Source organism: Aurantibacter aestuarii, assembly GCF_003008425.1.
In the GTDB taxonomy this organism is placed as follows: Bacteria; Bacteroidota; Bacteroidia; order Flavobacteriales; family Flavobacteriaceae; genus Aurantibacter; species Aurantibacter aestuarii.
The window spans coordinates 810,175-829,235 of the sequence record NZ_PXOQ01000009.1 but is presented as its reverse complement, the minus strand read 5'-3'; the positions used below and the strand labels follow the sequence as shown (position 1 = coordinate 829,235).

General features: G+C 31.7%; 21 protein-coding genes and 1 tRNA gene. 10 read left to right on the top strand and 12 right to left on the bottom strand.

Going from position 1 to position 19,061, the window contains the following annotated elements; translation table 11 throughout:
* Window positions 1-5: 5 nt before the first annotated feature.
* From C7H52_RS10425 to C7H52_RS10390, 8 genes are read right to left on the bottom strand one after another with little or no spacing between them, the layout of a single operon-like run.
* The gene (locus C7H52_RS10425; protein WP_106463838.1) at window positions 6-1,244 is read right to left on the bottom strand and encodes a DEAD/DEAH box helicase; all 1,239 of its coding nucleotides are present in this window, start codon (window positions 1,242-1,244) and stop codon (window positions 6-8) included.
* A gap of 30 nt (window positions 1,245-1,274) precedes the next feature.
* On the bottom strand, window positions 1,275-2,354 hold the full coding sequence (gene corA, locus C7H52_RS10420) for a magnesium/cobalt transporter CorA (RefSeq protein WP_106463837.1): 1,080 nt from the start codon (window positions 2,352-2,354) through the stop codon (window positions 1,275-1,277).
* 10 nt (window positions 2,355-2,364) lie between these two features.
* Complete coding sequence (locus C7H52_RS10415) at window positions 2,365-2,898, bottom strand: mechanosensitive ion channel domain-containing protein (protein WP_106463836.1); 534 nt, start codon at window positions 2,896-2,898, stop codon at window positions 2,365-2,367.
* A gap of 3 nt (window positions 2,899-2,901) precedes the next feature.
* A complete protein-coding gene (locus C7H52_RS10410) occupies window positions 2,902-3,810 on the bottom strand; it encodes a septum formation inhibitor Maf (RefSeq protein ID WP_106463835.1) in 909 nt (302 codons plus the stop codon).
* 30 nt (window positions 3,811-3,840) lie between these two features.
* Window positions 3,841-4,434 carry a Maf-like protein gene (locus tag C7H52_RS10405; RefSeq protein WP_106463834.1) on the bottom strand — a complete coding sequence of 198 codons (594 nt, stop codon included), beginning with the start codon at window positions 4,432-4,434 and terminating at the stop codon, window positions 3,841-3,843.
* Window positions 4,435-5,346 (bottom strand): geranylgeranylglycerol-phosphate geranylgeranyltransferase, encoded by a 912-nt coding sequence (locus C7H52_RS10400; RefSeq protein WP_106463833.1) that lies wholly within the window; start codon window positions 5,344-5,346, stop codon window positions 4,435-4,437.
* A gap of 9 nt (window positions 5,347-5,355) precedes the next feature.
* Entirely contained in the window at window positions 5,356-5,868 is a 513-nt protein-coding gene (locus tag C7H52_RS10395) for a KdsC family phosphatase (protein ID WP_106463832.1), read from the bottom strand.
* The gene (locus C7H52_RS10390) at window positions 5,855-6,616 is read right to left on the bottom strand and encodes a Rossmann-like and DUF2520 domain-containing protein (protein WP_106463831.1); all 762 of its coding nucleotides are present in this window, start codon (window positions 6,614-6,616) and stop codon (window positions 5,855-5,857) included. The genes C7H52_RS10395 and C7H52_RS10390 overlap by 14 nt, the downstream gene beginning before the upstream one ends.
* A 58-nt stretch (window positions 6,617-6,674) precedes the next feature.
* Here C7H52_RS10390 and C7H52_RS10385 point away from each other — a divergent pair, with 58 nt between their 5' ends.
* The 5 genes from C7H52_RS10385 (at window position 6,675) to C7H52_RS13465 (ending at window position 11,443) form a co-directional block, all read left to right on the top strand.
* Window positions 6,675-6,950: a group III truncated hemoglobin gene (locus tag C7H52_RS10385; RefSeq protein WP_317045571.1), complete on the top strand. Its 276-nt coding sequence runs from the start codon at window positions 6,675-6,677 to the stop codon at window positions 6,948-6,950.
* 250 nt (window positions 6,951-7,200) lie between these two features.
* A complete protein-coding gene (gene ccsA, locus C7H52_RS10380; protein WP_106463830.1) occupies window positions 7,201-10,419 on the top strand; it encodes a cytochrome c biogenesis protein CcsA in 3,219 nt (1,072 codons plus the stop codon).
* 80 nt (window positions 10,420-10,499) lie between these two features.
* Complete coding sequence (locus C7H52_RS10375) at window positions 10,500-10,685, top strand: hypothetical protein (RefSeq protein WP_106463829.1); 186 nt, start codon at window positions 10,500-10,502, stop codon at window positions 10,683-10,685.
* Window positions 10,686-10,844: 159 nt separating this feature from the next.
* A complete protein-coding gene (mscL, locus tag C7H52_RS10370; protein WP_106463828.1) occupies window positions 10,845-11,294 on the top strand; it encodes a large conductance mechanosensitive channel protein MscL in 450 nt (149 codons plus the stop codon).
* The gene (locus C7H52_RS13465) at window positions 11,294-11,443 is read left to right on the top strand and encodes a hypothetical protein (RefSeq protein WP_181256233.1); all 150 of its coding nucleotides are present in this window, start codon (window positions 11,294-11,296) and stop codon (window positions 11,441-11,443) included. Before mscL ends, C7H52_RS13465 begins: the two co-directional genes overlap by 1 nt.
* A 12-nt stretch (window positions 11,444-11,455) precedes the next feature.
* On the opposite strand, the gene C7H52_RS10365 is transcribed toward C7H52_RS13465, so the two are convergent.
* Window positions 11,456-11,827, bottom strand: a complete 372-nt coding sequence (locus C7H52_RS10365) for a hypothetical protein (protein ID WP_106463827.1) — start codon at window positions 11,825-11,827, stop codon at window positions 11,456-11,458.
* Window positions 11,828-11,988: 161 nt separating this feature from the next.
* Here C7H52_RS10365 and C7H52_RS10360 point away from each other — a divergent pair, with 161 nt between their 5' ends.
* The 4 genes from C7H52_RS10360 (at window position 11,989) to C7H52_RS10345 (ending at window position 14,909) form a co-directional block, all read left to right on the top strand.
* Window positions 11,989-13,137 carry a trans-sulfuration enzyme family protein gene (locus C7H52_RS10360; protein ID WP_106463826.1) on the top strand — a complete coding sequence of 383 codons (1,149 nt, stop codon included), beginning with the start codon at window positions 11,989-11,991 and terminating at the stop codon, window positions 13,135-13,137.
* A 13-nt stretch (window positions 13,138-13,150) separates the two neighbouring features.
* Complete coding sequence (rlmF, locus tag C7H52_RS10355; RefSeq protein WP_106463825.1) at window positions 13,151-14,038, top strand: 23S rRNA (adenine(1618)-N(6))-methyltransferase RlmF; 888 nt, start codon at window positions 13,151-13,153, stop codon at window positions 14,036-14,038.
* A 3-nt stretch (window positions 14,039-14,041) separates the two neighbouring features.
* On the top strand, window positions 14,042-14,758 hold the full coding sequence (gene bshB1, locus C7H52_RS10350; RefSeq protein WP_106463824.1) for a bacillithiol biosynthesis deacetylase BshB1: 717 nt from the start codon (window positions 14,042-14,044) through the stop codon (window positions 14,756-14,758).
* Between the two features lie 75 nt (window positions 14,759-14,833).
* Window positions 14,834-14,909 (top strand) — tRNA-His (locus C7H52_RS10345).
* Window positions 14,910-14,957: 48 nt separating this feature from the next.
* Here C7H52_RS10345 and C7H52_RS10340 read toward each other — a convergent pair.
* Entirely contained in the window at window positions 14,958-15,377 is a 420-nt protein-coding gene (locus tag C7H52_RS10340; protein WP_106463823.1) for a hypothetical protein, read from the bottom strand.
* Window positions 15,370-16,620, bottom strand: a complete 1,251-nt coding sequence (gene pepT, locus C7H52_RS10335) for a peptidase T (protein WP_106463822.1) — start codon at window positions 16,618-16,620, stop codon at window positions 15,370-15,372. The genes C7H52_RS10340 and pepT overlap by 8 nt, the downstream gene beginning before the upstream one ends.
* Window positions 16,621-16,724: 104 nt before the next feature.
* Here pepT and C7H52_RS10330 point away from each other — a divergent pair, with 104 nt between their 5' ends.
* The gene (locus C7H52_RS10330; protein ID WP_106463821.1) at window positions 16,725-17,756 is read left to right on the top strand and encodes a quinone-dependent dihydroorotate dehydrogenase; all 1,032 of its coding nucleotides are present in this window, start codon (window positions 16,725-16,727) and stop codon (window positions 17,754-17,756) included.
* A gap of 14 nt (window positions 17,757-17,770) precedes the next feature.
* Here C7H52_RS10330 and C7H52_RS10325 read toward each other — a convergent pair whose 3' ends face one another.
* Window positions 17,771-19,042, bottom strand: coding sequence for a hypothetical protein (locus C7H52_RS10325; protein ID WP_245918599.1), 1,272 nt, complete (start codon window positions 19,040-19,042; stop codon window positions 17,771-17,773).
* Between the last annotated feature and the right edge of the window lie 19 nt (window positions 19,043-19,061).

Below are 19,061 nucleotides of genomic sequence, written 5' to 3'. Positions count from 1 at the left end.
TTAACTTAATACCAACGTTTCTTTTTCTTTTTAGAATTTTCGCTCTTACGTCCTTTTTTATATTTACTCTTGTTTGGGTTTTTGTGGACTTCTTTTTTAGCTGAAGGATCTAATGGATATGGATGATTATCTATAACATCTAATTGTACATGAATAAGCTGTTGGATGTGTTTTAGATAGTCTTTTTCATCTGCAGAGCACAAAGAATAGGCATTACCTGTATTTCCAGCACGAGCAGTTCGACCAATTCTATGAACATAAGTTTCTGGCTTACTTGGTAAATCAAAATTAACAACTGCATCCAAATGATCTATATCAATACCTCTTGCGGCAACGTCGGTTGCAATAAGAATATTGGTTTCTTTTTTCTTAAAACTATTTAAGGCATTTTGACGGTCACTTTGAGACTTATCGCCATGTAAACTAGATACATTAAAACCATTTTTTAATAATGTTTCTTCCAGTTTATTAACCCCATACTTAGTACGTCTAAAAATAATAATTTGTCCTTTAATAGAATTTCTAAGCACATGTAAACACAGTTCGATTTTATCTTTTTTAGGTACATAAAATAAAAACTGATTAACGTCTTTTGAGGTTGAAGAATTTTGAGAAACTTCAATGCGTTCCGGGTTTTTTAAAATAGAATTAGCAAGTTGTTCTACCTTAAAAGGAATAGTGGCCGAAAATAGCAGCGTTTGTTTGGTCTTAGGACATAAGCGTTCAATTTTTGAAACATCATCAAAAAATCCCATATCCAGCATCAAATCGGCTTCATCTAATACTAAAGTTTCGACATAGTCTAAATTGATAGCATCCTGTTTGTGTAAGTCTAATAATCGTCCTGGTGTAGCAATTAAAATATCAATTCCTTTTTTTAAAATCTCTTTTTGAGGATCTACAGAAGTTCCACCAAAAATTACCGTACTGGTTAAATTTGTAAATTCGGTATACGTTTTAAAATTTTCAGCAATCTGGACTGCCAATTCTCTAGTAGGACTTACCACTAAAGCTTTTATTTTTTTGCCTTTTTTTGAAGCGACCTGCTGGTCATATAAAGATTGAATAATGGGTAATGCAAAAGCAGCTGTTTTACCAGTTCCGGTTTGTGCAGAGATAATCCCATCTTTTTTAGCTAAAACGAACGGAATGGTTTTTTCTTGTACCAATGTCGGGTTGTCGTATCCTGCATTAGCAACAGCTCTTAAAATGGGTTTATTTAATTTTAAATCTTTAAATGACATTGGATTATAATTTATGCAAAGGTAGTTTAATTACAGCCACTTTTTTCGTTTAAAATAGTAAAGCATGCCTATAAAGATAAGAATCATAAGTCCCCAAATATAGAAATACCCATTTTTAAGCTGAAGTTCTGGGATATATTCAAAATTCATCCCATAAATACCAGCAATAAAGGTTAAAGGAATAAAAATGGTAGCGATAATAGTTAACACTTTCATGACTTCATTCATTTTATTGCTAATGTTAGTCATATACATATCCATTAAACTCCAAATCATCTCTCTGTAAATTTCAATAGTTTCAGAAATCTGGATGACATGGTCGTAAACATCGCTAAAGTATCGTTGTGTTTTTTCTTCAATTAAAGAACTTTCACTTTTTTCGATACGATTAATTATTTCCCTAAGCGGAAATATAGCACGTCTTATTTTTAAAATTTCTCGTTTTAGGGTCTGGATTTCATTGGTAATTTCTTCTTCTCTAATACCTTCAAATAATTGATCTTCCAATTCTTCAACTTTATTACCCATAGTTTCAATTATAGCATAATAATGGTCCACAATACTATCTATTAAAGCGTAAAGTAAATAATCCGAGCCATGTTGTCTTACGCGACCTTTCCCGTTTCTTATTCGATCTCTTAGCATATCAAATACATCACCTTCAGCTTCCTGAAACGTAAGGACATAATTTTTGCCAAGAATAAAGCTTATTTGTTCATTAACAATCTGTTCATCAGCATCATAATACATCATTTGAGCAACCAAAAAGATATAATCATTATAGTCGTCTATTTTAGGACGCTGCGAGGTATTAACAATATCTTCTAAAACCAGCGGATGCAAATTATAATGGTCTCCAAGTTTTTCAATTTCAGTAATATGATTTAAGCCATTTAAATTAATCCAACTTATCGAGTCCGTTTGTTTATATTTAAATACATCTTCAACTGTAGCTAATTCTTTTTCTATAACTTGATCTGGCGTATAATCAAACGACTCTATAAATAATTTAGTCTTTTCTTTTTCACCTGTATATATAAGTGTACCAGGTGCCTGACCTAATTGTTTTTTATAATGTGTCGTTCTTTTTTTTCCTTTACGTTTTGGCATAACTAAAAGCTTATTCAAAAAAATCTTCTAAAATCGCATCTTTCTCAATTAAAGATACTGGTTTTTGTAAAATTAAATTATTAGGATAGGTTACAAGGTTTCCGTCGTCTAATCGTAAATGAAGCTGAAAAGCTCTAATGTCTTCAATAATTGCTTCAATAGGAAAATCTTTATCATGAATTTTTATTTTATCTCCAACCTTATAAGGAAACGAGAAAAACATAATAATTCCAGAAGTAACGTTACTTAGGATAGACCAAATAGCAAACAAACCAATACCGATAACTGCAAAAATAGAAGAAAATAACACTGACATTTCTTTAAGTTCTGCACCAAATATAAAAGCTTCAATCACTAAAAAAATAAGTAATAAAGTAGCTGTTACGTATCTGGAAATTAATCGGTTTCGGGCATCGTTAATTCCGCTTTTTCGTCCTAGCTTATAAATAGAAAATCGGAATGTTATTCTTAGAATAAGAAAAAAGATAAATAAAATCAATGATTTTATAAGAGGTATTTTATACTCTAATAAAAAGTCCAGCATAGGTTATTGTAATTGTAAGATTTCTCTAAAATGTAAGTCGTTGTTACTGTTTTTATTCCAGTAATTAGATTTTATAGTCGTTTTTAGTTTGCCTGTACTTGTTTTGTTGTCAACAACTTCTTCCCAACTTTCTATGATATATGGAAAATTTTCGGAAAAATTAATTGTAAGTTTTCTGTTGATTTCTAAGTAGGTTATGCTATATGAATTATTCTTTAGTTCTGCTGTAGCTTTATAAGCTTGTAAAGGTTTATGGTAAAGATTTAAGTATTCTAATGAAGGAATAAGTTCAAAAGATCCTGTAGGTAGTGATTTTGGATCTATTCGTAATTGCGCCCAAAGTTCATTTTCTAATACAGTTTTTTCAAGAGTAAATTTTTGGTCTGCTTCACCTTCAAAATAGGAGTGAGACATCACCTCAAATTGTTTGCGGTTATTAAGTTGAGTGTAAGTTTGTCCACACCACTCTTGTACAGAAGCAGTTGCTTTTAAAGCAAACGAGTTATTTCCTACTGGATAAAACACACTCTGCATAATGGAGTACGGATAGATACCAGTTAAAAAGTTTTTAGTGGAATTTAATTTAAGTACTGGAATATTTTCAGGGTTACTTTTATTTGATTTGACCTGTTTATTCTTCAAAAAAGGTTCGGTCACGTAAATTAATACTGCACTACCAGTTCTTTTTTCGCCATAACGATACTGCTCTAGGTCGTAAGACGAAATTTCGGCTTCTCCAGCGTACCAGTAATCTTTAAATTGTTGGGTTAGTGGTTTTGGCTCGTCGAATGTTTCTGGATTATTAGGTTTTAAATCTTCTTCGGTAATTATCGGTTCTTGACTTTGTTCTTCTTTTTTGCAGCCAGAACATAGTATAAGACTACAAAATATAATACCAAGTAAATATTTCATTTTAAATAATTTTATAGTGAAATTACGTATTTACAAGCTTAAATCTAAGTCCTTTAACGTTTCATAAACAAGATGGGTAGGTAACCCCATCACATTAAAATAAGAACCTTCTATATGTGTTACCGCTATATTTCCAATCCAGTCTTGTATGCCGTAAGCTCCAGCCTTATCTAATACTTTATAATTTTTTATATAAAACCAGATTTCTTCTTCACTAAGTGTTTTAAATGTTACGTTAGTAATAGCATGAACTGTTTTTTGAGCAGCACCTTTTTTAAAATTAACAGAGGTAATCACTTCATGAGTGGCATTGCTTAAAGATTTCAGCATTACAAAAGCTTCATCATTATTTCTGGGTTTACCTAAAGCAGTACCATTATGCCAGACAATTGTGTCACTAGTAATTAAAAGTTCATTTTCGCTTAACTCGTCTTTAAAAGGAATGGCTTTTAGTTGTGCTAAATAATCGCTAATTTGAGAATGCACCAAAGTATCTGGATAAATTTCTTCAATAGGTTTTAAACGCACCTCAAAAGGTATGTGTAAATCTTTAAAAAACTGCTGTCTTCTTGGAGAAGCTGAAGCTAAAATAATCTTGTAGTTTGTTAATTTTTCTTTAAGCATTTAGTTTAAGATATATTTAAACAAAAACATAGAGCAAATACCGGTTAGCATAGTTATTTTTAAGATAAGACTTACCAGAGTAAACTCCTTTTTCTGTTTAGCTGAAAATAGTTTTATAGTACAGTAAATTAAAGGTGCTACTACTAAGATAAGCATATATACAATAACAAATGTGTTTTTATAAAAATAGCTAGATAAATAATAGGTCACTGCAGCTATTGCTACTAAACATAAACCAAAACCTATTTTTGCTGTTCGTCCTTGTCCTAAAATTATAGGTAGTGTTTTCATACCTTGACTATAATCTCCATTAACATCTTCAATATCTTTAACAAGTTCTCTTATAAAATTGATAAAAAAAGCAAATACACTATAATCTACTAATACCGAAAACATGGTTTTTTGGAAGGCTTTATTCTGCTCTGTTATGGCAGGCATTAAATCGAATATGCCTATAATAATTAAACTTAAAGCTACTAAAAAAGATACCGTAAGATTCCCAACAACAGCAATTGGCTTTAAAGTGTTGGAATAAATATAGAGTAACCCTGCCGAAAGTACAAATAGGCTAAAAAAGCTATTTTTGTCTATGCTATTAGCAACATACATACCCAAACCAACACCGGCTAAGGTTAAAATCATATACAAATTATAAGCAAAATTTTTAGAAACACGTTTACCAATTAAAACCTTATCAGGTTTATTTATGGTGTCTGTAGCCACATCTTGGATATCATTAAAAATATAGCCAGCAGCTGCTATGCACAAAGTTGAAAACATTAATAGAGTGAACTGTAATCCATTAAGTGTTGTGAAAGCGTCAAAAGCGTCAAATAATACGTATTTAATAACGTATTGAACAAACGCTATAATAATTAAATTTTTAAAACGAATAAGTTTTAGAATAGCCATAAGTTTATTTTAAAAGGTCCATTTGTGTTGTACTTTTAACACTTGCTCGATAATTTCTCTTACGCAGCCTTTTCCTCCATTTTTATGAGAAATATAATGAGAAATAGCTTTTACTTCTGGCACAGCATCTTGTGGGCAACAAGCTAAACCTACTTGTTTCATAACTTCTATATCCATAATATCATCTCCCACATAAACAATTTCATTGGTGTTTATGTTTTCAGATTTTAGGTAGTCGTTATAAATATCTATTTTGTTTTGAGCATTCAAATATACTGCCTGCACACCAAGACCTTCAAGTCTGGATTTAACTCCTGCATTAGTTCCTGCAGAAATGATACAAACCTTAAACCCTTTTTTTATGGCAGTTTTAAGTCCAAAACCGTCTTTTACATTCATGGTTCTTAGAAGTTCTCCTTTCTCTGAAATTTGAATATCACCATTGGTTAAAACACCATCTACATCAAAAATAAATGTGGTAATATCATGCATTAATTCTTTATAACTTTTAGCGCTGTCCATAGGTGTTTTTAATAGATTTGGTCATGATGTCGTATATGGCTTTATGTGTAGAATTATCTAAAGCTTTAAGTTGTTTTTTTATGGTTTTTTTATCGCCTCGTTTAGCAGGTCCGGTCTGCGCTCTATAAGGTGAAACGGTTTCGATTTTACGAGCAGTTTCTTTAATTAATGGTTTTAAAATATCAAATTCAGCCGAATCTTTTTCGCAAATTTCATGTGCAATACGATAAATATGGTTGGTAAAGTTATTTGCAAAAACCGCCGCAAGATGCAATGCTTTGCGTTGATCGCTATTTACTTTATGAACTTTACAACCTAAGGCAATACCTAATTCTTTTAAAAATTTATAGTCTGGTTTATGTAAGGCTTCAATGCAAATAGGAACTTCAGTAAAATCTAAGTCAACATCTTTAGAAAAGGTTTGTAGCGGATAAAAAACACCGCGTTTATGCTTCATATCTAAATCATATAAACTAGCACTTCCAGAAGTATGAACCACTAAACGATCGGAAAAAGGTAAAGCGCTAGAAAGTTCTGAAATAGCATCATCACTTACCGCAATAATATAAAGATCTGTTTCTTTTAAGTCTTCTAAACAATCCGTAATTTTAAGCTTGGTCTTATAGCGTTCAATAGGTTTTAACGTGCGGTTATACCATTGCTTAACCAATACTTGGTCTGTGTTGTTAAATATTTTGTATAAATGAGTGGCCACATTTCCTGCGCCTATTAAAGTCACTGTAATCATAAGGCTAAAATAGCTAAGATTATAAAGATAGCAAATACAAAAAGCTATATTTGTTATTATGAAGCAGGATATTAAAAACAGAGAGGATATTGCTCGTTTAGTTTTTAAATTTTATGAAAAACTAAAACAGGATGAAGTTTTGGGACCCATTTTTTGTGGAATGATTTCAGATTGGGATAGTCATTTAAAACATCTTACTACGTTTTGGGAAAGCTCGTTGTTTATGACCAAAAAAAACACACAACGCTACGCTAATAATCCTATTGAAGCTCATATTAAAGTAGATAAATTTACAATAATACAATTAACGAAAAGCATTTTGGAATCTGGTTGAATTACTGGTTTCAAACAATAGATGAACTTTTTGAAGGAGAAATTGCTAATAATGCCAAACGACGCGCCCGTAAAATGGCAAGTTTTATACATATCAAACTTTTTGAAGCTCGGGAGTACTAACTAGGTTTGTAAGAAGATAATGAATTTGCAGCTTTGTCTATATATTTAACATAATATTCCTTGTTTTTATACAAAATTAAACCAACAAAAACCGCTATCTTTGCAGTCAAAATTTAAGGCGATTTACAATGCAAAATAAGCTGGCTAAAATTCTATTTTCTACCCGATTAACTTCTATACTTTTCCTTGTTTTTGCCATAGCTATGGCAGTAGGTACTATTTTAGACCGAAACATGGATACCTCACCAACACCATACACAAGACAATTAATTTATAATGCCTGGTGGTTTGAGGCTATTATGGTCTTTTTTGTAATTAATTTTGTGGGTAACGTCTTTCGCTTCCGTTTGTATAAAAAAGAAAAATGGGCGACTTTTATTCTTCATTTTGCTTTTATCTTCATCTTAATTGGGGCATTTATTACGCGATATGTAGGTTTTGAAGGGATGATGCCAATTCGTGAGGGAAATACAGAAAATGTATTTCTATCTCAAAAAACTTATGTGTCTGGTTATATTAATGGGGATTATGAAATTAATGGCGTAGCACAACGTAGACCTTTTAATGAGGAAGTAGATTTTTCAGGCAGATTAGATAACGATTTTGAATTAAATACCACTTACGGAGATACAGCAGTAAAAATTGAGATCGATAAATTTATTGTTGGAGCAGAAAAAGATATTGTTCCCGACGAAACCGGAGAAGCTTATTTAAAAATCGTTGAAGCAGGAAATGGAGCACCTCATAACCATTTTTTAAAAGAAGGCGAAGTTCAAAGTATTCATAATGTATTAATAGCGTTAAATAAACCAACAGATGGCGCTATAAATATAACAAATTCCGAAACCGGGCAACTGACTATAAATTCTCCTTTTGAAGGCGAATATTTGCAAATGGCAACCATGAATCAAGGTCAACTATATAAAGATAGTTTGCAGCCTTTAATGTTGCGTTCTCGTTATGTTATAGGCGATATGCAAATGGTGTTTCCTAAACCTGTGGTTAAAGGTAAGTTTGACATAGTCCAAAAATCAAAACTTTTAAAAAACGATGAAGATGGATTGGTTTTAAATGTAACCGCTAATAACGAAACTAAAAAGGTGCAATTGTTAGGAGGAAAGGGCACAAATAATGCCTATGAGACTGTTGAGGTTGGAGGTTTAAGTGTAGATGTAAAATATGGCGCAAAAGTTTTAGAATTGCCTTTTAGTATTAAATTAAACGATTTTGAAGCAGAGAAATATCCTGGAACTGAAAAAGGGTATGCTTCATTTGCCAGTAAGGTGACTATTTTAGACGAAGATAAAGGCGATTTTGATTATAAAATATTTATGAATAACGTTTTAGATCATCGCGGCTACCGCTTCTTTCAATCTGGTTTTGATCCGGATGAAAAAGGAACTATTTTATCTGTAAATCATGATCAATGGGGAACTTGGGTAACCTACTTAGGTTATTTTCTACTGTATTTCGGCTTAATGGCTATTTTGTTTGATAAGAAAACCCGTTTTGCAGATTTAACCCGCCATTTAGAGAAAGTGAAATCTCAAAAGAAAGCTTTATTAACACTGCTTTTCGTAGCGCTTTCTTTTGGATTGCAAGCTCAGGAGCAACATTCGGAGAATGACGGTCACGACCACTCTGTAAAACGAGAAACACGACAAGCACCAACAAAACAACAAATAGATTCTGTGCTAAAAGCCAATGTGGCACCCGTTGAGGTTGCCGATGCTTTTGGGCGTTTGGTCATTCAGGATGTTGGTGGACGTATGATGCCGGTAGACACTTATGCATCAGAATTATTACGTAAATTAAGTAAAAGTGATACTTATGAAGGTTTAACAGCAAACCAAGTGTATTTAAGTATTCATGAAAGTCCAATGTTGTGGTACAACGTGCCAATTATTTATTTAAAACCTAAAAAAGGAGATTCTATTCGTAAAATTATAGGCGTACCAAAATCTCAAAAATATGTAACACTTTTAGATTTCTTTGGAGAAGATTTTAAATATAAATTAGACCCTTATCTAGACGAAGCAACTTCGGCTCAGGTAAAAAGCGGTATTCAAAAAGAATTTGTAGAAACAAATGAGCGAGTTAATTTAATCTCTAATGTTATTGAAGGTCGTTCTATAAAAATATATCCTGTTCCTAACGACGATAATAACAAGTGGATTTCACCTTTTGAATATCAAAAAGAAGGGTACAGGGAAAAAATAAACGATACCATTTATGGTAATTATATTACTTCTAGCTTCGACTATTATTTATATAACCTAAATCAAGATAAGCAAACTAAAGATTTTTCGAAGTCTAATAAATTACTTCAGGAGTTTACAAATCTTCAGAATAAATTAGGTGAAGAGGTGATGCTTTCAGAAGATAAAATTAATGCTGAAATTCTTTATAATAAGTACGATATCTTTAAAAAGCTATTCAGCTGGTACATGTACGCGGGTACTTTACTATTTATAATTTTAATTATTCAGATTTTTAAAGACCAGAGTAAAGGACTAAAAATTACAGTTAAAGTGTTTAAGGTCATTATTCTTTTACTTTTTATATTACATACTTTAGGTTTAATAGCTCGTTGGTATATTTCTGGACATGCCCCATGGAGTGATGCTTACGAGTCTATGATATATGTGGCTTGGGCAACCATGTTTTTTGGTTTGGCTTTTGGTCGTAAAAGTGATTTAACCATTGCTTCTACCGCATTTGTAACAGCTATGATATTAATGATTGCACATTGGAATTGGATGGATCCTGCTATTGCTAACTTACAGCCCGTTTTAAATAGTTATTGGTTAATGATTCATGTTGCGGTAATTGTTGCCAGTTATGGACCATTTACTTTGGCTATGATTTTAGGAGCGGTTAGCTTAATATTAATGACATTAACCAACGAGAAGAACAAAAAGAAAATGCTTCTTAATATTAAAGAGCTTACTATTATAAACGAAATGGCACTAACCGTAGGTCTGGTCATGTTAACCATTGGAAACTTTTTAGGAGGACAATGGGCTAATGAAAGCTGGGGTAGATACTGGGGTTGGGATCCAAAAGAAACTTGGGCGCTTATTAGTATTATGCTTTATGCATTTGTTATACATATGCGTTTAGTACCTGGTTTAAGAGGACGTTGGTTATTTAACTTAATGTCTATTATCACCTTCGGAAGTATTTTAATGACGTATTTTGGGGTTAATTTTTATCTTTCAGGACTACATAGCTATGCTAGTGGAGACCAAATATTAAGTTTTCAATTTATTGCTATTACTTTAGGGATAATTGCTATTTTAAGTCTTTTTTCTTATCTCAAATATGCCAAATATTATAAGAAATAATTAAAACGCTAGAAATAAACCTAATAGCGTTAGCATAATAAATTTGGTTTTTATATATTAACATAATATTAACACTCGTAATGAATTACATAAAAAGAATTGGACTGATTAATTTAATCATGCTTTTACTTTGTTTGGTAATTATTTTATTTGCCGAATATCTGTTTCTAAAAGGAGAAGAAATACATGCCATTTTTGTAGGTCTTTGGGCTCCAACTTTATTAGCAGTTTTAATTTATTTTAGACTTGTAAATAATGGAAAGTAATACACTAATATTTTGGTTTTCTATTATTGTATTTGTTTTTGTTCTAATATGGGCTATAGCAATGGTTCGTTTTTATAATAAAACAAATAGAAATAATTAAAGGTAATTATCTATTGAGCTCATATTTATATGAGTATTACGTTTTGCACGATATTTTCTATGAAATTTTTAAAAGAATTTAAAGAGTTTGCCGTTAAGGGAAACATGATAGATATGGCGATTGGTATTATAATCGGCGCATCTTTTAATAAAGTTATTGATGTTTTAGTAAAGAAAGTTTTTTTACCTCCATTATCGTTAATGACCAATGGTCTTAATTATGAAAATAAACGATACATTCTTAGAGAAGCTGTTAAAACAGCAGAAGGTAAAGTGACCACAGAAGAAGTTGCTATTTATTACGGAGAATTGTTTGAGGTGGTTTTAGACTTTATAATAGTTGGTTTTACAGTCTTTCTGGTTGTTAAAGCAATGAATAAACTTAAGGATAAATCAAACGATGCTAAAGATCCTACGGTTAAAACTCCAAAAGATATAGAATTGTTAAGCAACCTTAACGATTTAATGGAAGAGCAGAATGCACTATTAAAGAAAGTAAGTAAAGATTAATGGCAAAAAAAGGCAGTGCAAAAAACACAAAAAATAAAGCTTTACACTCTAAGTTAATGGCAAGAAAAATTAACAAAAAGAAAGCTGAAGAAGCGTTAAGGAAACAACGTTTAAAAGAAATCATACAAAAAGCAAAAGAGCGCGAATAGCGCTCTTTTTGTTTATAATTTAATTAAGTTTTTTTCAAGATTTAAGTCATCTAATACTTGATTGGTAAAACTATAATGTCCTTTTTTAGTAATTATTTTAAATCGTTCATTTTTCATACGAGATAACACATCTAAAAATCGCCATTTGGATTTTAAAAGTTTCGTCTCATCATTCTTAATGCCGAGTTCAAAATAATATTTTTTAGAACGCCTATAAGCTGTAATGTCTGGTGTTACAACAATATCGCTTCCTTTTTTAAGAAAGGATTTTGGAGAATCAAAACCGTCTAAATCGGCTTTAATTTTTTCATAACCCAAATGTTCTAAATGGTTAATACTTTGTTCTAATAAGTCTTTATGTTCTGCTTTTTGTGATTGTACCATAATTTGTAAGATACAAAAAATAACTACTAATTTTAGTTAAGGCTGTGTTAAAGCTTTAAATTAGAGTGTTTTGAGTTAAATTTATAAGGCTTTAACTTCGTTTTAATCTCAGCAGAGTTGAATTAAAATTAAGTATCTTTACCCTATTATCAAATAAGTAAATGAAAGATTCAAAATTAGGTACAAATACAATATGTACTCATGTTGGAGAAATTAAAGACGAGCAATTTAAAGGTGCAGTTTCTCCCATATACATGTCAACATCTTATGAGTTTTTAGATGTAGACCTTAAACGTTATCCACGTTATTTTAATACGCCAAATCAAACCCACTTAGCTCAAAAAATAGCTGCTTTAGAGCATACAGAAGCGGCATTAATATTTAGCTCTGGTATGGCAGCTTTAAGTCATATGTTTTTAGCATTCTTAAAATCTGGAGACCATATTGTTTTACAAAACACTATTTATGGTGGTACTTTAAACTTTGTAAAAGAAGAATTCTCTAAATTGAATATCCAATATACATTTACGGATGGCTATGAGGTTAAAGATTTTAAAAATGCCATTCAACCAAATACCAAATTAATTCATATAGAAACACCTTCTAATCCATTACTAACGGTTACAGATATAAAAGGTGTTGCATCTTTAGCAAAGAAGCATAATATTCTTACCAGTATAGACAACACCTTTGCTAGTCCTATAAACCAAACTCCAATGGATTTTGGGGTTGATATTGTGATGCATTCTGCTACAAAATATCTTGGTGGACATAGCGATATTTCTGCAGGAGCTATAGCATCTAGTCAAAAACATATAGATACCATCTGGAACACCTCTAAAAATTTTGGTGGTAACTTAAGTGACCAAACCGTTTGGTTATTAGAGCGAAGTATGAAAACTTTAGGCTTACGTGTTAAAGCACAAACTAAAAACGCCTTGAAAATGGCAAAATGGCTAAATAAACAGAGTTTTGTGGATAAAGTATATTATCCAGGATTAAAAACGCATCCTCAGTATAAGCTTGCAAAGTCACAAATGAAAGGTTTTGGAGCTATGTTGTCTTTTGAATTAACTAAAGAGTTTGAATCTTTAGACTTTCAAAAAAAATTAAAACTTATAAAATCGTCTATGAGTTTGGCAGGTGTAGAGAGTACGTTACTTTCCCCAGCCTTAACTTCACATTCGCTTTTAACTGAAGCAGAACGAAAAAAAACAGGAATTAGCGACCGGTTAATTCGCTTCTCAGTAGGCATTGAAGATATAGCCGATTTAAAACAAGATATTTTACAAGCAGTAACATCTAAATAATACATAGAAAACTTTGAACACAAACAATCCGCATATCAACAATTACGATTTACAACGTTTAGCAAAACTTACTCCAAAATTAAAGGATTACATATTTGTTAATCAATATAAAGTAGAAACTATTGATTTTGCTAATCCCGAAGCAGTTAAGACCTTAAATAAGGCCTTAATAAAATCCTATTATGATATCGATTATTGGGAATTTTCTAATGCGCATTTATGCCCGCCAATACCTAGTCGTGTAGATTACCTTCATGAAATTAATGATGTTTTAAAAATAAACAAGCTTAACGATAAAGCTACAGTTTTAGATATTGGTACAGGTGCAACATTAATTTACCCATTACTGGGTCAAAAAGCATTTGGCTGGAATTTTATTGCAACAGATACAGATAAGGACTCTTTAAAGAATGCGACTAAAATTATTGAAAAAAATAAACTAGGTCATGCCATTTCTTTAAGAACTCAAGATAATCCGGCTCATATTTTACAAAATGTTTTAAAACCAGAGGAGAAAGTGACCGTTGCTATTAGTAATCCGCCTTTTTATAAAGATGAAGCTTCTGCCATAAAAGCAACACAAAAAAAGTGGCGTGGTCTTAAATTAGATCCAAATACGGGTAGAAATTTTAGTGGTAAAGCAAACGAACTTTGGTATGATGGAGGCGAAAAAGCCTTTATTCAAAATTATATTTACGACAGTAGTTTAATTAAAACAAACGTGGCATGGTTTACAACTTTAGTTTCAGACAAAGATCTGCTTAGACCAATGAAAGTCGTTTTAAAAAAGTATGAACCTGAACAAGTAAAGGTTATTAAAATGACTTTAGGAAAAAAAACAAGTCATATGTTATTATGGACCTATTTAAAGGAAGACGCGTTAAATTCATTTAAACTATAAGACATGAAATTAGATATTTTGGCATTTGGAGCTCATCCAGACGATGTAGAGTTAGGCTGTGGAGGTACTCTAGCTAAAGAAATAGCTAACGGAAAAAGAGTTGGAATCATAGACTTAACAAAAGGTGAGTTAGGAACAAGAGGTACAGAGTTTACTCGTAAAGAAGAAGCAGCAAATGCGGCCAAGATTTTAGGAGTTCAAGTAAGAGAGAATTTAGGTTTTGCAGATGGCTTTTTTGTAAATGATAAAACACATCAGCTTGAAATCATTAAAATGCTAAGAAAGTACCAACCAGAAATTGTACTTTGTAATGCTATTGATGACCGACATATCGATCATGGAAAAGGCAGTAAACTAGTAAGTGATGCTTGTTTTTTAAGTGGTTTAGTAAAAATTGAAACTACACTTAATGCAAAGCGCCAAGATAAATGGCGTCCAAAACAAGTATATCATTATATTCAGTGGAAAACTATTGAACCAGATTTTGTAGTGGATATCTCATCTTATATAGATGTTAAAATGCAAAGTGTGATGGCTTATAAAACTCAGTTTTATGATCCAGAAAATAAAGAAGCAGAAACACCAATTACGAGCAAGAATTTTTTAGACAGTATAAAATACCGAGCAAATGACTTGGGTAGATTAATTAATAGCGATTATGCAGAAGGGTTTACTGCAGAACGTTATGTGGCTGTAGAGAGTTTATTTAATTTAAAATAAAAAAATATAAAAAAATGTTTGTGATTTTTACTAAATCAATTACATTTGCACTCGCACTATTTTAGGTGTTAAAATGGTGGTTGTAGCTCAGCTGGTTAGAGCATCGGTTTGTGGTACCGAGGGTCGCGGGTTCGAATCCCGTCTTCCACCCAAAAGAACAAAGCTTCTCTATTTTTAGAGAAGCTTTTTTTTGTGAGCTTTAGTGAGTTTTCTTTAATGATTTTGCTAGAAAGCCTCCAGCAAAAGCCATAGGCATATAAGCTAGAAGTAAATCTACCGCTTTAAACCAAGTTGGAGCTGGTAGCATCATATTTACTATAATTCCTCCAATAAAAAATAAGGTACCTATAACAAGTGCAAACCTTACTTTATATTTTAAAACTATTAATGCTGTTATAAATGCACCAACAAGTGTACCTACAGCGTGTGCTAAGAAAGGAAAAATAAAATGTTTTGAACTTAAACTAGGCATAACATTAGTTAATGCTTCTAGATTATTAGTGTCTACATTAGGAATAGGGTAGATGTAATATCCTAGCTGCACTAAGGCCATATTTACTATGCTTCCTGCAAACCAGCCTAACACCACAGCTAGAATATTTCTAAGTGTATTATTCATGTTTATAATTATTTGTTGCAGCTAATTCTGCTATTTTACAAATTACTTGTGTGGCCTTAATCATGCTTTCTACAGGAACATATTCGTAACGTCCGTGAAAATTATGTCCTCCAGCAAAAATATTAGGACAAGGTAAGCCCATATAGCTTAACTGGGATCCATCGGTACCACCTCTAATAGCTTTAATAAGAGGTTTTATGTCTAATTGTAACATAGCTTCTTCTGCTAAATCTACAATATGCATAACAGGTTTTACTTTTTCTTTCATGTTATAATATTGGTCTTTTATAACAATTGTAACAACTTCACGCTCATACTGCGCATTAATTTCTGCTGTTAAATTAAGCATGGCTTCTTTTCTTGCTTCAAAATGATCTTTATCGTGATCTCTTATGATATATTCTAAAGTTGTTTCGTCTACTTCGCCTTTAATAGCATAAAGATGAAAGAAACCTTCATATCCACTAGTATGCTCTGGAGTTTCTAACCTAGGTAAAGAGTTTAAAAATTCACTTGCTATGTACATAGAGTTCACCATTTTACCTTTGGCATATCCAGGATGTACAATTTTACCTTTAACTTTTACAACAGCTCCTGCCGCATTAAAATTTTCATATTCTAACTCTCCAATTTGGCTACCGTCCATTGTATAAGCCCAATCTGCACCAAATTTTTCAACGTCAAATTTATGAGCTCCACGCCCAATTTCTTCATCTGGAGTAAAACCAACTCTAATTTTACCATGCTTAATTTCTGGATGCTGTATTAAATACTCCATTGCAGATACAATTTCTGTAATTCCTGCTTTATCATCTGCACCAAGCAAAGTCGTACCATCTGTGGTAATTAAGGTTTGTCCTTTATAAAGAAGTAAATCTTCAAAGTAATCTGGAGATAAAATGATGTTCTCATCTTTATTTAAAATAATATCTTCGCCATTATAATTTTCTACAATCTGTGGTTTTACATCTTTGCCAGTAAAATCTGGGGTCGTATCAAAATGAGAAATAAAGCCAATAGTAGGAACTTCATTCTCTACATTACTTGGTAAAGTTGCCATTATATAGGCATTTTCGTCTATGGTTACATCAGACATACCTATTTGCTTTAGTTCATCCACTAAAGCATTAGCTAAATCCCATTGTTTAGCCGAACTTGGTGTTGTACTGCTATTTGGGTCTGCTTCCGTATCTACAGTGACATAACTAATAAATCTTTTTATAATGTGTTCTTTAGAAATCATATTGAGAGAAAGTTTTAAAGTATAAAAATACAATTTTAAAGGTTTTTATCTTTTTTAATTGTCCAATTTTTTAAAGCGTAGTATTTTTGCATAAACATAAAACGATGTATAAAGCGTTAATACGACCTATTTTATTTTCTTTCGATCCTGAAAAAGTACATCATTTCACCTTTTCTCTAATTAAGAATTTATCAAAAATACCAGGGATTTCTGCATTATTAAAAACACTTTATAAAGTTGAAGATCCACGTCTAGAGCGACAACTTTTTGGCTTAACTTTTAAAAACCCTGTTGGATTAGCGGCAGGATTCGATAAAAATGCAGTGCTTTACAATGAATTGGCGCATTTCGGCTTTGGTTTTATTGAAATTGGTACTGTAACACCAAAAGCACAAGGAGGAAACCCTAAAAAGCGTTTATTCAGATTAAAGGACGATAAGGGCATTATTAACCGAATGGGTTTTAACAATAATGGATTGGAGACGGCTATTAAGCAACTTAAAAAGAATAAAGGTCATCTAATAATTGGCGGTAATATTGGTAAAAACACACAAACCACTCCAGAAAACTACACTGCAGATTATTTAGAATGTTTTAATGCGTTGCATCCTTATGTAGATTATTTTGTTTTAAATGTAAGCTGTCCTAATGTAGGAAGTCACGCTAAACTAAATGATAAGGACTATTTAATTGAGCTTATACAAACAGTACAAAAAGCAAATAATACATTTAGTCAACAAAAGCCTATTTTACTTAAAATAGCACCAGATTTAAACGACACACAATTAGATGAAATTATTGAGTTAGTAATGCAAACCAATTTGGATGGTGTGATTGCTAGTAATACTTCTACAGATAGAAAAGATTTAAAAGCAAGTGAATCTCGTTTACAAGAAATAGGCAATGGGGGGTTAAGTGGACAGCCCATTAAAAATAAAAGTACACGAGTAATTAGTTACCTGTCTGAAAAAAGTAACAAGGCATTTCCAATAATTGGAGTAGGAGGCATTCACAGTGCCAAAGATGCTTTAGAAAAAATAAATGCTGGAGCAGATTTGGTTCAGGTTTATACTGGATTTATTTATGAAGGACCACAACTTATAAAAGATATTAATAAAGCGTTATTAAACCGATAATTTTAAATAAAAATTTACTGGTTGTTGCAATCAAAGCATTTTTGTAACGGACTAATTAAATTTAAATCTTCACATCCTTTAAGTGGCTCTTCTATTAGACCTTTTTTATCTATATGAGCTTTAAAGGTTTTAGCATAGGATACAATTTGATTTCTTCTGCTTTTTATCTTCTCAATTAGTGTATTGGCATCTAAATCTCTAAATGTTTTAGGCCAAATTTTAAAAGCATTTTCAATAATTTCATCAGTTAACTCTCTTTGAAGAATTTGAGCTTGAGTAATAAAAATTTTCTCTGATGTGTTTTGTAAAAAATATCGGTCATTTGGTTCCACCAATGCAGGAACATAGTTAATCTGTTTTTCAAAAGCCTGTAAGTCGCTCACAACAAAACGGTTGGAAATAATAGATGGAATTACACCATCTACATAAAAAAAAGCATTATCTCTGTCTGCAGCTAAAGCTTTAGCGACGAGTTTATCGGATTCTTCTACTAAAACCCAACCCCATTGTTTAGCATGTCTATCCCAATCGCCAATTATAAAATCAAACAGTCTACTTTTAATAAAAAACGCTTTATCTATACTTACGTTACTCATGTGTTTCTGTTTGAGTTCTAGTAAATCATCTGTTTCCACAACACTTTTTACATTTTCTAAATGTGTGAAATTTTTATTTTCGGTTTCAAATTCAAGCAGGTATAACTTATTACCGAATTCATCATTATAGGTATTTAAACCATTCTGCTTTGGTACAAAATAGAGTTGTGGTTGCGTATTAAGAAGTCCAATTTGGCTTGACAGATTAGCTACAATCAAGGCTGCATAAGGATGTTGAGCAGAAATGCCATCTATAACAATATTACTTAAGCCTATTTTTTTTGCAAAGTCTGGAACTAAAGGTTGTGGGAATTTATTTACACTTCTAAGAGAATACACAAAGGAATCTTTAGAACTAAGTTTAAGAGATTTAGTTTGTTTTCCACCTCCTTTTTTTATAGGAGTCAAACCATTTCCATAACTATTCATATTTAGAACAGGCACTTTTATAGGTGTTTCCCATGCTTTTCTGTAATGACGACCTTGCATAAATTTTTTAAAGCTATTGGCTTGATATTGTGTCGTAGCCACTACAGTTATGCTATCTAAATCGAGTACATGTGTTTCATTTAAATTGATACTAACTGGTCTTGAGAATTGTGGAAATTTATTTACAGTGTAGAGAGAAGCGTAGACAGCTACTACAAAAGTTAGTATAAATATAAGTAAGACGTATTTAATATATTTCAAGACTGGTTTGGTTTGTTTC

Bases quoted from the DNA above. Each gene is read 5' to 3' on its own strand.
- C7H52_RS10425 (WP_106463838.1), bottom strand. From the start codon at position 1,244: ATGTCATTTAAAGATTTAAAATTAAATAAACCCATTTTAAGAGCTGTT.
- corA (WP_106463837.1), bottom strand. From the start codon at position 2,354: ATGCCAAAACGTAAAGGAAAAAAAAGAACGACACATTATAAAAAACAA.
- ccsA (WP_106463830.1), top strand. From the start codon at position 7,201: ATGCAAAATAAGCTGGCTAAAATTCTATTTTCTACCCGATTAACTTCT.
- C7H52_RS10360 (WP_106463826.1), top strand. From the start codon at position 11,989: ATGAAAGATTCAAAATTAGGTACAAATACAATATGTACTCATGTTGGA.
- C7H52_RS10405 (WP_106463834.1), bottom strand. From the start codon at position 4,434: ATGCTTAAAGAAAAATTAACAAACTACAAGATTATTTTAGCTTCAGCT.
- mscL (WP_106463828.1), top strand. From the start codon at position 10,845: ATGAAATTTTTAAAAGAATTTAAAGAGTTTGCCGTTAAGGGAAACATG.
- C7H52_RS10385 (WP_317045571.1), top strand. From the start codon at position 6,675: ATGAAGCAGGATATTAAAAACAGAGAGGATATTGCTCGTTTAGTTTTT.
- C7H52_RS10340 (WP_106463823.1), bottom strand. From the start codon at position 15,377: ATGAATAATACACTTAGAAATATTCTAGCTGTGGTGTTAGGCTGGTTT.
- bshB1 (WP_106463824.1), top strand. From the start codon at position 14,042: ATGAAATTAGATATTTTGGCATTTGGAGCTCATCCAGACGATGTAGAG.
- C7H52_RS10400 (WP_106463833.1), bottom strand. From the start codon at position 5,346: ATGGCTATTCTAAAACTTATTCGTTTTAAAAATTTAATTATTATAGCG.
- C7H52_RS13465 (WP_181256233.1), top strand. From the start codon at position 11,294: ATGGCAAAAAAAGGCAGTGCAAAAAACACAAAAAATAAAGCTTTACAC.
- C7H52_RS10330 (WP_106463821.1), top strand. From the start codon at position 16,725: ATGTATAAAGCGTTAATACGACCTATTTTATTTTCTTTCGATCCTGAA.
- C7H52_RS10395 (WP_106463832.1), bottom strand. From the start codon at position 5,868: ATGGACAGCGCTAAAAGTTATAAAGAATTAATGCATGATATTACCACA.
- pepT (WP_106463822.1), bottom strand. From the start codon at position 16,620: ATGATTTCTAAAGAACACATTATAAAAAGATTTATTAGTTATGTCACT.
- C7H52_RS10410 (WP_106463835.1), bottom strand. From the start codon at position 3,810: ATGAAATATTTACTTGGTATTATATTTTGTAGTCTTATACTATGTTCT.
- C7H52_RS10390 (WP_106463831.1), bottom strand. From the start codon at position 6,616: ATGATTACAGTGACTTTAATAGGCGCAGGAAATGTGGCCACTCATTTA.
- C7H52_RS10375 (WP_106463829.1), top strand. From the start codon at position 10,500: ATGAATTACATAAAAAGAATTGGACTGATTAATTTAATCATGCTTTTA.
- C7H52_RS10415 (WP_106463836.1), bottom strand. From the start codon at position 2,898: ATGCTGGACTTTTTATTAGAGTATAAAATACCTCTTATAAAATCATTG.
- C7H52_RS10365 (WP_106463827.1), bottom strand. From the start codon at position 11,827: ATGGTACAATCACAAAAAGCAGAACATAAAGACTTATTAGAACAAAGT.